Consider the following 12,125-nt stretch of genomic DNA (forward strand, 5'->3'; position numbering starts at 1 on the left):
ATACGGCAAGAGTATCCGGAGGAAAACCGGCACGCGTGGGTGGCCCGCAAGGATCATGCCGAGGACATTAAAAGTGGGGCTGGTTCTCGCCGTTGTCGTTTTCGGATTGAGCTTCCTGCAGGAATCATCCATCGGCATCAGCTACGGCGTCGCCGGATTTGTGGCGGTCATGATCTGTGCGGCCCTCCTTGGCTTGGTGCTTTCCGCTGTCGTTGCTCTCTTCCGTCTGCCTGGATCGCGCGTCCGTGCCGACAAGCTGGTTCCCCCGGACATCGCCATGAACCAGGTTTTCGGTGAGCCGGGACGCGGACTCTCCGGCGCCCGCTTCGGCGAGCGGCAGGCAGAACTGGGCAGGCAGGGTGAACGCGCCACCCACGCTGTTCTGGCCGAAACGCTGCTTCCGCTGATGCCGGCCGCGCGGCTTTTACACGGCATGCAGTGGCCGGGAAGCAGGCACGCGGACATCGACCACGTGATGGTCGCTGGCAAGCGGATCGCTTTGATCGATTCGAAGCAATGGCGCGACGGCAGTTACTGGTGGGACAACCGGACACTTTTCCGCAGTGGCAAGGAGCTGAACCAGCTGAAATTCGGTTATGCCGTGGCGAAAATGGCTGCCGCTTTCCCCGATTGCGAAGTGCAAGGCTGGGTTGTCATCCATACCGCTGCAGGGCACTCGCGCTCCCCCTACATCGAGAACCATGACGGTTATCTTGAGCCGGGCCGGCTTCCCGTACGGCTGGTTAATGCGCAGTCCCTTGCCGAAGAAGTGGGCGTGTTCCTTTCCCATCCGGACCACGTTGCCGTGACGGACCTGACCGTGCTGTCGCGGCTGCTACCCGGTTTGAAGACCTGAAGCATTCGAGCCGTTCCCTGCGGCGAGCGGCACCAGAAACGCCAGCAATACGCAGACGACGGCGGCATCCGGCGTGAGCTATGGAGCCTGCGGCGGGCAACGGGTAGGTTATCTGTGTGACTACTGATCCGTTTGAACTTGCCTCCGCGGCCGCCTCGTACATAGCCAAACAGACCGGCGTGCAGAACCACGACGTCGCGCTGGTGCTCGGTTCCGGCTGGGGTGGGGCCGCCGAACTGATCGGCGAGACCACCCACACGCTGGACGCCTGGTCGATTCCCGGCTTCTCCGCCCCGACCGTGGAGGGCCATGTGGGCACCATCCGGTCGGTGCTGACTCCGGACGGCAAGCGGGCCCTCGTGCTCGGCGCCCGGACCCATTTCTACGAGGGCAAAGGCGTGCGCGCGGTGGTCCACGGCGTGCGCACCGCAGCGGCGGCCGGCGCGAAAACGCTGGTGTTGACCAACGGCTGCGGCGGCCTCAACCCGGATTGGAAGCCCGGTACGCCGGTCCTGATCAGCGACCACATCAACCTCACGGCCCGGTCGCCGCTTGAAGGTGCGACGTTCGTGGATCTGACGGATCTTTACTCCTCCCGCATCCGCGCGCTGGCCAAAGAGGTGGACCCGAGCCTGGACGAGGGCGTCTATGCGCAGTTCGCCGGCCCGCACTACGAGACGCCGGCGGAGGTGCAGTACGCCAAGCGGATCGGCGCGGACCTGGTAGGCATGTCCACGGCGCTGGAGGCCATCGCGGCCCGCCACGCCGGGATGGAAGTTTTCGGCATTTCCCTGGTCACCAACCTGGCCGCCGGCATCAGCCCGGTTCCCCTCAGCCACCAGGAAGTGATCGAAGCCGGGCAAGCCGCCGGAGCGCGCATCTCGCGCTTGCTGGCCGACATCATCGCCAAGCTCTAAGAGGACTAGGTAACTCCATTGACTGACTCCGAACAGGATCCGTTGGCTTCCCTCACCGCCGCCGCCGAAGCCTGGATGGCGCAGGATCCGGACCCGCAGACCGTGCAGGAACTCCGCGAACTCTTGGAGCGCACCCGCGAGGAAGGCCAGGCCGGATCCGCGGCCCGGCAGGAGCTGGCGGACAGTTTCAGCGGTCGGCTCGAATTCGGCACCGCCGGCCTGCGGGCGGCCCTTGGTCCCGGGCCGAACCGGATGAACCGGGTAGTGGTGCGGCATGCGGCCGCGGGGCTGGCGAGATTCCTGGTAGCCAAGGTGGGCACCCATGGCCGGCCACGCGCCGTCGTTGGTTATGATGCCCGGCGCAACTCGGATATTTTCGCGCAGGAGACCGCGGCCATCTTCACCGAGTCCGGCATCGAAACGTTCCTGCTGCCGTCGGCGCTTCCGACGCCGGTTCTCGCGTATGCCGTGCGTGCCCTCGAGTGCGACGGCGGGGTGATGGTTACCGCGAGCCACAACCCGCCGCAGGACAACGGCTACAAGGTGTACCTGGGCGGACGGGCGGTGGAGGAAAACGGCCGGGGCGCACAGATTGTGGCGCCGGCAGATGGGCAGATTGCCGCCGAGATTGCTGCGTTCGACGGGCTGGAGGGGATCGCACTGGCCGAAGGCGGCTGGACCGTGCTGCCGGCGTCGGGCGAACCCGATTCCATCGAGGACGCCTACGTGGACGCCATTACCGCGCTGGCGGATCCGCGGCATTTCCCGTCGCGCCGGTTGAAGATCGTGCTGACGCCCATGCACGGCGTCGGCGGGAAGACTGCCCTGAATGTATTGCAGCGGGCCGGCTTTGAAGACGTCGCCCTGGTGGAGGCGCAGGCCGAGCCGGATCCGTTGTTCCCCACCGTGGCCTTTCCGAACCCGGAGGAACCCGGTGCGCTGGACCTGGCACTCGAACTCGCCGAGCGGATCGATGCGGACATCGTGCTGGCCAATGATCCGGATGCGGACCGCGCCGCGGTCGCCGTGAAGTGGCCCGAAACCGGCAAGTGGGGCGTGCTCCGCGGCGACGATGTGGGCGCGCTCTTGGGCACGCACATGGCGGGCCGGCTCAGGGCGCAGGCCGACATGGATTCAGCCAACGACGCCGTTGACGCGGTCACGGGGAGCGCTGGTTTCGCGGGTGACGTTGCCGGTGGGGCTGGTTCCAGGGGCGCCCAGTCCGCCGGACAGTCCGGAGCGGCCGGTGGCGCTCTGCCGGTCTTCGCCAACTCCATCGTGTCCTCACGGCTGCTGGGCAAGATCGCCGAGCGGCATGGCATTGCGCACGTGCAGACGTTGACCGGCTTCAAGTGGATCTCGCGCGTGCCCGGCCTGTCTTACGGCTACGAGGAGGCGCTTGGTTACTGCGTGGCCCCGGAACTGGTCAAGGACAAGGACGGCATATCCGCCGCCCTGCTGATTGCCGAATATGCGGCCGATTCCATCGCCAAGGGCCGCGATGTCCGCGACGAACTCGACGAGCTCCATCTGGCGCACGGTATCCACGCGACCGACCAGCTCTCCGTCCGGGTGGGCAGCCTGGATCTGCTGGGCGCCATGATGCACCGGCTCCGCGAGAATCCGCCGTCGTCGTTCGGCGGTTCTCCGGTGGACTCGACGCTGGATCTTGCGGAAGGCAGCGCCGACCTGCCGCCGACCGACGGGCTGCAGTACCTGACCCGGGACGGTTCGCGGGTCATCATCCGGCCCAGCGGCACCGAACCGAAGCTCAAGTGCTACATCGAGGTGGTCCAGCCCGTGGACGGTGCCGATGAGCTGCCCGCGATGCATGACAAGGTCCGCGGCACGCTCGAGACGATCAAGGAAGACATCAGCGACGCCTTGGGGCTGTAGGCGTAGCTGCCCTTGAGCTCCCGATCGCGAGATCGTTCCTCCCGGCGTCCACGTCTTCGTGCGAGGAACGATCTCGTGGCTAAGAGACGTTCTCGCGTTGATGTGGCCGGCCTCTGGACAAACTCAGCCGCAGGTAAACCTATCCAGTACCAGGTTGACCAGCTCGGCGGGCGGTTCCTGATCCGGGACCAGCAGCGGTTCCGTGACGATGTCGGCTCCGCAGCCGGCGGCCAGCGAGGCGAAATACCCCGGGGCCAGCAGGTAGGTTGCCACCACCACGCGGGCGTTCCTGCCCGCGAAGCGCCGCTTGGCGATCGCGGCCCTGCCGGCGGAGACGGCTGCCTTCAGTTCGGGCTGTGCGGCGGAGATGTAGCCGGTGGCCACCTTCATGCCGAGGTACTTCCCCAGCATGCGTGCCATGGTTTCGCAGTCGGCCACGGCCCGGGCATCTGTGGAGCCGGCCGCACCGAGGATGACGAGATCGCCGCGGCGCAGACCGGCTTCCTGCAACCGGCGGGCCAGGACCTTGACCAGCCGCTGGTCCGGGCCAAGCGCCCGGGCCACCGATGCACCGTCGTGTTTGGCGGCGGCCTCGGCCAGGTCGATGTGGACATGGTAGCCGGCGGAGAGCAGCAGGGGCACAATTCTTGTTTGTCCACCGGATACGGCGCGCTCCTCCGCTCCGGCCTCCGGACGCAACTCCTTGAGTCGGCCGAGTACCGTGGAGGCGTCGGGCTGCTGCACGTCCACGAAGGCCTCCGCCACGTTCAGGTCCGGTCGGCGCCTGGCCACGGCGCGGACCAGGTTGCCAATGGCGGCCTGGCCGGCCGGCGAACTGGTGCCGTGGGACGCCGCCACCAGCGAAGTCGCGGCGTGAACATCCACCAAGCCGCCCCACGGCTCGCAGGCAAGGTTGCTTAGCACCTCGGTGGCACTCATGCGGCGATTCCGACGGCGGCGCCGGCCGGCAGTCCAACGCTGACCATGCCATCGCGCAGCCGGACGGGGTAGATGCGCAGGGACAAGGCCGGATCGGTGAAACACTCCCCCGTCGCCAAGTCGTAGACCTCTTTATGCAGGGGTGACGCGAGTGTCCGGTGCCAGCCCTTGTTGCCGACGATGCCCCGGGCCATGACATGGGCGCCGGTGGCCGGGTCGCGGTGGGAAACCGCGTAGACCTCGCTGGCGGAGACCTTGATCAGGGCCACCTGTTCGCCGTCGATCAGCGCAGCCTCGCCCCAGACAACTTCCAGATCGGCAACCCGGCAAACGGTGTGCCAGTCGAGGGCATCGGCGGCAGGGGCATCAAGGCGTATGTCGGAAGCAGGAACCATCTCGGGAGCGGTAAGTACGGTCATCATGAACCCCGTTCGGTGTTGGATCGGTTGTCGATGGCTACTACGCTACGAAGCCCGTGTTTCATTCGGCCCTCGGCCCTGTTTCGGCTTCGTAAAACGCTTCTCACGGCACCGGCACCCCACCTGTGATGCGCCGGCCCACCCCGGCCGAACCGTCAATCCGAGCGCAACGCAACGCCCCGCCGTCGTATGTTTCGGGCAGATTTCAGATTCTTCACGCCCAACCCCGGAAATGGCCAGGGAAAAGTCAACTGCGGGAAACAGTAGGGAAATTAGGGCGCAACGGCGGGCTCCTAGGCTGGAACGCAACGCTCCGGGACCTGCGGTTCGCAACACTCAAGTAATCCGCGACTCTCAGGCCGGCGCCAGGAAACTGCACCCTAATCAGAGGTAGGCCCATGAACCAGTTGGAATCCACTGCATCGCGCCGGATTGTGGTCATCGGCGGCGGCCCGGCTGCGCACCGCTTCGTGGAGGCCATGTGCGCCCGGAACGCCGTCGCCGCCGGCCGAACGGCCATCACCGTGCTGACCGAGGAAGTCCATCTGCCGTACGACCGCGTGGCGCTGAGCAAGGCGCTGACTGAGACGGACGTGGACCTCACGCTCGGCGAAAAAGGCCTCTGGGAAAACGACGGCGTCACCTTGGTTACCGGGGCACGTGCAGTGGATCTGGACCTCGCCGCCAAAGAAGTCATCACGGAGGGCGGCGGCCGCTACCCGTACGACGAGCTGGTGCTGGCCACCGGATCCAACGCCGCCACCCTGCCCATCCCGGGCAGCGAGCACACCAGTGTCTACCGCACACTCGAGGATGTCCGGGGCATCAATCAACAGGTCGCCGAACTGACCGCGAAGCACGGCCGCACCATCAACGCGGTGACGATCGGCGGCGGGCTGCTGGGGCTGGAGGCCGCGGCCGGGCTGCAGAGCCTCGGCGCCCATCCGGTGATTATCGACGGCGGCAAGTGGCTGATGGGCACCCAGCTGGACGAGGGCGCGGGCCAGGCCATGGGCCGGCTCGTCGCCGAAAAGGGCCTGGAGGTTCACGGCGGCGTCTTCCCCAAAGCCGTCCTGGCTGAGCCGGACCCGGATGGCGAACCGGTAGTCACCGGCGTCGAAATGGCCGACGGGCGGATCATCCCGGCGGACATGGTGGTGGTTTCCATCGGCGTCCGGCCACGCGACGAACTGGCGCGCACCATCAACAACCGCGCCAAGGCCGAAGCCGAGGCGGCCGCCAGCCGGGCCGCCGGCATGCCGGTGGAGCTGGGCGATGAGGACTTCGTCCCCGTCTTCCGCATGGGTCCCCGCGGCGGCATCGTGATTGACGAAACCTGCGCCACCGACGTCGAAAATATTTGGGCTGTGGGCGAAGTCGCCAACTTCGGCGGCCTGTGTGTAGGACTGGTGGCGCCGGCGAACTCCATGGCGGAGATCGTCGCGGACCGGCTGTCCGGCGGGCAGGCTACCTTCACGGGCTTCGATACGGCCACCAAGCTCAAGCTTTCCGGCGTGGATGTGGCCAGCTTCGGCGACGCGTTCGCCAAAACAGAGCACGCGCTGGAAATCGTCTATGCGGATCCGGCCCGCGGCGTCTACCAGAAAATCGTCACCACGGACGACGCCAAGACCCTGCTCGGCGGCATCTTCGTCGGCGACGCCGCCCCGTACCAGAGCCTGCGCCCGTTGCTGGGCCGTGAGCTGCCTGCCGAACCCGGGGCGTACCTCTCCGCTGCCGGCGGCGGGGACGCCCCGGACACCGACCTGCCGGACGATGCGATCCTGTGCTCGTGCAACAACGTGGCGGCCGGCTCCATCCGGGACGCGGTCAACGGTTGCGGCGCCTGTGAAGGTCAGGATCCGGTGCAGGACCTCGGCGGGTTGAAGGCCTGCACCCGCGCCGGCACCCAATGCGGCTCGTGTGTCCCGATGCTCAAGAAGCTGCTCGAAACCGAACTGACCAAGAGCGGCATCACCGTCTCCAAGGCTCTGTGCGAGCACTTCTCCCTCTCCCGCGCGGAGCTCTTCGAAGCCTTACGTGCCTTGGAGCTGACCAGTGCCGAGGATATCTTCCTGCGCTTCGGCATCCCGGTGGAGCTGGAGCTCAAGGACGGCACCACGGCAACCCGTGCCCCGCTGGGCTGCGACATCTGCAAGCCGGCCATCGGCTCCATCCTCGCGTCGCAGCTGACCGAATACCCGCTCGACGGCGGTCGCGGCACGCTGCAGGACACCAACGACCGAGCACTGGCCAATATGCAGAAGAACGGCACCTACTCCGTGGTTCCGCGGATCCCCGCCGGCGAAATCACTCCGGAAAAGCTCGGCGTGATTGCCCGCGTGGCGGAGAAGTACGGGCTCTACACCAAGATCACCGGTGCCCTGCGGATCGACATGTTCGGCGCCCGGCTGGAGCAGCTGCCGGAGATCTGGAAGGACCTGGTGGAGGCCGGTTTCGAATCGGGCCAGGCGTACGGCAAAGCATTGCGCAATGTGAAGAGTTGTGTCGGCTCCACCTGGTGCCGTTTCGGGGTCCAGGACTCGGTGGCGATGGGCATCCGGATGGAGCTGCGCTACCGCGGGCTGCGTGCCCCGCACAAGTTCAAGATGGGTGTTTCCGGCTGCGCCCGGGAGTGCGCCGAGGCCCGGGGCAAGGACGTCGGTGTGATCGCCACGGCGGACGGCTGGAACCTGTATGTAGGCGGAAACGGCGGGGCCAACCCGGCCCACGCCCAGCTGCTGGCCAAGGATCTGGACGACGAAACCCTGGTCAAGTACATCGACCGCTACCTGATGTACTACATCCGCACGGCGGACCGGCTGCAGCGCACGGCCCGCTGGGTCGAAGACCTGGACGGCGGGATCGAACATGTCAAGGACGTCGTCATCAATGACGTCCTCGGGATCGCCGATGACCTTGAGGCAGCAATGGCACGTCACGTTGATAACTACGAGGATGAGTGGGCCGCTACGCTGAAAAACCCGGACCGGCTGCGGCGTTTTCGCTCGTTTGTGAACGCGCCGGATCAGCAGGATAACTCGATCGCCAATGTCAGCGAGCGCGGCATGATCCGCCCCTCAACGGAGGACGAACGTGCCGCTGCAGCCGCCGGCGAGGGCCCGGTGCTGCTCGGTTCCTCGATCCCTGTCCGCACCGCCCAGTAACTGCCGCCCACGTCCGCCCCCTGAAGGAGAAGCCTTATGTTCACGAATACGGATCTGACCGGCTACACGGTCCTCGTCACCGGCGCTCCCGAGGCTGCGCGGCGTGCCGTCCGCCGGTATCGTGCTGCCGGCGCCACCGTCCGCACCCTGTCCTCCCCTGCTGCCTACAAGCCGGAAATGCTCGACGGCGTAGCCCTGGTGGTGGCGATTGACGACGGCGACCCCCGCTGGTCGGCGTTGCCGGAAACCTGCCGCAGGCGGGGACTGCTGGTGTCCCGGGAGGAAGCCGCAGCACCCGGCGGCCAGGTCACCCTGGTCGGCGGCGGTCCCGGTGCCGAAGACCTGCTGACGGTGCGGGCACGGCAGGTACTGCAGGAGGCCGACGTCCTCTTCTTTGACCGACTGGCCCCGCACCGGAACCTGGCCGAGTACGCACCGGGTGCCGAGCTGATCGACGTCGGCAAGCGCCCCGGGCACCACAAAGTCACGCAGGCCGAGATCGAACGGCTGATGATCCAGTCCGCGCAGGAGGGCAACAATGTGGTCCGGCTCAAGGGCGGGGACCCGTATGTCTTTGGCCGCGGCGGCGAGGAAGTCATCAGCTGCGCCAAGGCCGGCGTCCCGGTCACTGTGGTCCCCGGTATCACCAGCGCCATCTCGGTCCCGGCCGCCGCCGGCATCCCGGTGACACACCGCGAAGTCAGCCACCTGTTCACCGTGGTTTCCGGGCACGCCCCGCTGACCAGTGCCGAATACGAACACCTGGCCGGTCTCGGCGGGACCGTTGTGGTCCTGATGGGTGTCGGCACGCTCCCCCAGCTCACTGCCGGGCTGCGCCGCGCCGGGATGAAGGCGGACATGCCGGTGGCAATCGTCGAGAGAGGCTACAGCGACTCGCAGCGGACCACCGTCTCCACGCTGACAGGCGTCGTCACCGCCGCCGGTGCAGCCGGCGTGAAACCGCCCGCCATCCTGGTCATCGGCGAGGTAGTCCGGCTGGCCAACGGCTGCGAAGAGACCGCCGGCAAACTGGCCGAGCTCGCCGACACGCTGGGTGCATGATGGGTGCCGCCGCCGCTGTCCCCGCTCCCGCTTCCGCTCCCGGCCAGGACCTCACCCACGCTCAGCACCAGGAACTCCGAAATCCGGCGGAGCTCCCGAACGCGGACGCCCTGGCCGGCTTCCGCGTCGGCGTCACCTCGGACCGCCGTGCCGAGGACCTTATCTCGGCGCTGGAACGCCGCGGTGCCCAGGTCCTGCATGCCCCTGCGCTGCGGATCGCGCCGGTGGCGGAAGACCATCTGCTGATGCAGGACACCGCCGCCATTCTCGGCGCCCGCCCGGACATCACCCTGATCACCACGGCCTACGGCATGCGCCGCTGGTGCGAGGCCGCGGACGCCCACGGTCTGGGCGAAGACCTGATGGACATCCTCGCGGCGTCGCGGATCTTCGTCCGCGGTCCCAAAGCACGCGGCGCGGTCCGGGCCGCAGGACTGGACGACGCCGGCATCAGCCACGACGAGCGCACCGCCACGATGGTGGACATGCTGCTGGCAGAAGGGGTGGAAGGGCTGACCGTCGCTATCCAGCTGCACGGTTACACGGATGCCGAGCAGCTTGCCCGGCTGCGCGGCGCCGGCGCCACCGTCCTGACCGTGACGCCCTACCGCTGGATCAAGCCGGAGGGTGCAGAGGGCAAGGTGGGACGGCTGATCGAGGCGGTCATCACCCGGCAACTGGACGTGGTCACCTTTACCAGCGCGCCGGCGGTGGACGCCCTATGGAGCACCGCGCACGAGCTGGGTCTCTTCGACGCGCTCGTCACTGCTTTCAAGTACGACGTCGTTGCCGCCGCGGTGGGGCCGGTCACCGCCAAACCGCTGGAGGATGCCGGTGTCCGGCCCATCATGCCGGAGCGGTACCGCATGGGCGCGCTCATCCGGCTGGTGGTGGAGCACCTGTCCGGGAACCAGATCCAGCGCTTCAACACCGCCCTTGGCGAGCTGGAGATCCGCGGCCGCTCGGTTATCCTGCGTGGCGAACGGGTGGACCTGTCCCCCACACCCCTGGCGATCTTCCGCGCGCTGGCCACCGCCGGCGGAGCAGTCCTGCCCCGCGAGGCCTTGCTGGAGTGCCTGCCTGACGCCCCCGGCGAACACGCACTCGACATGGCGATGAGCCGACTCCGCCAGGCACTGCCCGACGCGTCGTTGGTGGCCACAGTCATCAAGCGCGGCTACCGCCTGAACGTCTAGCCCGTGCCCCAACCGACGGGCCATAGCCAGCTTGAGCTTGCTTCGGTTAATGAGAACGGTGCTAGCCTGCGAAAGCGGTGTCGACCAGCACCGCTTTCGCAGGCCCCAACCGTTCCAGAGCGAATAACCCGTTCAAACTTCGCCTTTACGCACCAACTCGAACCGTGCCAACCCAATCGGCCGTCCCTACACAGCGTCCCCAATAACCGGTGCTGTCCACATTCCCCGCGCTCGACACTCGTAGGTTTAATCGACGCCATGAAAATGGTGCGATGCAGCGCAAAATTGTCGAAGCACGAGTTACTGCCGCCTGGCCGAAGCTGGATGTCCTGACAGCAGCAGAGCTCACTGAGGTCGGCATAGGTGAACGCTTACGCATGGAAGCCGTCCGTTGGAGCGTGCTGGTTCGGATTCGACGGGGTGCCTATGTACTCGGATCGTTCTGGCGACAAAGTACGCGTAAACAACAGAATCTCATGCGGATTCGTGCACACTTTCTGACCACTCCCCATGCCGGCGCGTACAGCCACACCACGGCAGCTCGGCTCCATCATCTCTACATTTGGGATATCAACTCGACAATTCATCTCAGCCAACCGTTCTCCTCAACCCGGCGCTCCAGCGGAGGGGACGTTCAAACACACAACCGCGCTCTGGCAGCCGGCGAAACAGTTGTTCTAAAAGGGCCAAGAGGCAGAACAATTACTGCCACAAGTTTGGAGCGGACGGTATTAGACTGCGCACGCGAACTGGAGCTGCACCGAGCTGTCATCATCGGCGATCATGCGCTGCGGCTCGGAGCCAGCCTGAGCAAGATGGAGGAGATGATCAACGCGATGCCAGGCACCCCGGGAATCAGGAAAACACGCCACGTCCTCAGCCTTCTCGACGGCCGCTCCGAATCACCAGGCGAAACGCGCACCCGTCTACTGCTGCGTACGTTCGGTATCCCGATGCCTGAACTGCAGGTTCGGCTTTCAACGAGACACGGTGATCACCGGGTGGACTTCGCATGGAATGAGATCCGGCTGATCCTCGAATTCGATGGCAGGAGCAAGTACTTCGACTACCGTCCCACGGACCAAGTGATTCTCGATGAACGGAAACGGGAGAACGCCCTCACCGAGGTCCATTGGAACTTCTTCCGGGTGGATTGGTCGGACTTATCGAAGCCGGAAGAACTCAAGGTCCGGCTCACCAAGGCGATGGAGCGCGCAACAGCACGCACCGCCGCTCTCCGTTTGGCGACGTAGTCCCAGCGGACTCGATTAAACGCTAGCCGCAGCTGGAGAGCTTGCCGGTAGTTTCTACGCCCGGACCGTTCTCGGAACTCAGAGAGATGCCGACCACCGTGGCGGTGATGTCTTCCAACGCCGTCTGCATAAACGCCAGGGAGCGCATGTTCTCGGCCCGCTGTTCCTTCGGTGCTTCCTGGGAGGACTTCAGCCAGGTGTACCGGGTGACCTTGCCTTCGAGCTCTGCCAGTAGGGTTTGGATTTCCTGCAGGAGGCATTCCCCGTGCGCGCCCAGAAATTCGCCAAGCTCCAACGTGCTGTCGGAGGGCCTTGTGACCATCGACGCGTCGGTACGTAGCATCGCCACCTCATGCGGCATTTTGTCCCCTTTCCAGGGAGTCTCGGTTCACTATCCTCATAGTGACAACAGACACATAC

General features: G+C 66.1%; 10 protein-coding genes. 7 read left to right on the forward strand and 3 right to left on the reverse strand.

All coding sequences use genetic code 11. The features are described 5' to 3' along the window. The first annotated feature begins 55 nt into the window (after positions 1-55). The 3 genes from AC3A4M_RS04080 to AC3A4M_RS04090 all read left to right on the forward strand — a co-directional run bounded on the left by AC3A4M_RS04080 (position 56) and on the right by AC3A4M_RS04090 (position 3,669). Positions 56-856: a nuclease-related domain-containing protein gene (locus AC3A4M_RS04080; RefSeq protein WP_498734775.1), complete on the forward strand. Its 801-nt coding sequence runs from the start codon at positions 56-58 to the stop codon at positions 854-856. Between the two features lie 116 nt (positions 857-972). Continuing rightward, on the forward strand, positions 973-1,773 hold the full coding sequence (locus tag AC3A4M_RS04085) for a purine-nucleoside phosphorylase (protein WP_498734139.1): 801 nt from the start codon (positions 973-975) through the stop codon (positions 1,771-1,773). Between the two features lie 75 nt (positions 1,774-1,848). Next, positions 1,849-3,669 (forward strand): phospho-sugar mutase, encoded by a 1,821-nt coding sequence (locus AC3A4M_RS04090; RefSeq protein WP_498734777.1) that lies wholly within the window; start codon positions 1,849-1,851, stop codon positions 3,667-3,669. A 123-nt stretch (positions 3,670-3,792) separates the two neighbouring features. Here the strand turns inward: AC3A4M_RS04090 and AC3A4M_RS04095 are convergent, their stop codons facing one another. Together AC3A4M_RS04095 and nirD are read right to left on the reverse strand one after the other, a co-directional pair. After that, the gene (locus tag AC3A4M_RS04095; protein ID WP_498734140.1) at positions 3,793-4,608 is read right to left on the reverse strand and encodes a sirohydrochlorin chelatase; all 816 of its coding nucleotides are present in this window, start codon (positions 4,606-4,608) and stop codon (positions 3,793-3,795) included. Further along, positions 4,605-5,027, reverse strand: coding sequence for a nitrite reductase small subunit NirD (gene nirD / locus AC3A4M_RS04100; RefSeq protein WP_498734141.1), 423 nt, complete (start codon positions 5,025-5,027; stop codon positions 4,605-4,607). Before nirD ends, AC3A4M_RS04095 begins: the two co-directional genes overlap by 4 nt. A 398-nt stretch (positions 5,028-5,425) precedes the next feature. Between nirD and nirB the strand changes: the two genes are divergently transcribed. The 4 genes from nirB to AC3A4M_RS04120 all read left to right on the forward strand — a co-directional run bounded on the left by nirB (position 5,426) and on the right by AC3A4M_RS04120 (position 11,705). Then, the gene (gene nirB / locus AC3A4M_RS04105) at positions 5,426-8,194 is read left to right on the forward strand and encodes a nitrite reductase large subunit NirB (protein WP_498734142.1); all 2,769 of its coding nucleotides are present in this window, start codon (positions 5,426-5,428) and stop codon (positions 8,192-8,194) included. A 36-nt stretch (positions 8,195-8,230) separates the two neighbouring features. Continuing rightward, a complete protein-coding gene (gene cobA / locus AC3A4M_RS04110) occupies positions 8,231-9,256 on the forward strand; it encodes a uroporphyrinogen-III C-methyltransferase (RefSeq protein WP_498734143.1) in 1,026 nt (341 codons plus the stop codon). Then, on the forward strand, positions 9,253-10,452 hold the full coding sequence (locus AC3A4M_RS04115) for a uroporphyrinogen-III synthase (RefSeq protein ID WP_498734144.1): 1,200 nt from the start codon (positions 9,253-9,255) through the stop codon (positions 10,450-10,452). Before cobA ends, AC3A4M_RS04115 begins: the two co-directional genes overlap by 4 nt. 272 nt (positions 10,453-10,724) lie before the next feature. Beyond that, positions 10,725-11,705, forward strand: coding sequence for a hypothetical protein (locus AC3A4M_RS04120; RefSeq protein WP_498734145.1), 981 nt, complete (start codon positions 10,725-10,727; stop codon positions 11,703-11,705). A 22-nt stretch (positions 11,706-11,727) separates the two neighbouring features. Here the strand turns inward: AC3A4M_RS04120 and AC3A4M_RS04125 are convergent, their stop codons facing one another. Then, complete coding sequence (locus tag AC3A4M_RS04125) at positions 11,728-12,066, reverse strand: hypothetical protein (RefSeq protein ID WP_498734146.1); 339 nt, start codon at positions 12,064-12,066, stop codon at positions 11,728-11,730. Positions 12,067-12,125: the final 59 nt, after the last annotated feature.

The organism is Arthrobacter sp. Soil_C_60 (genome assembly GCF_057656375.1).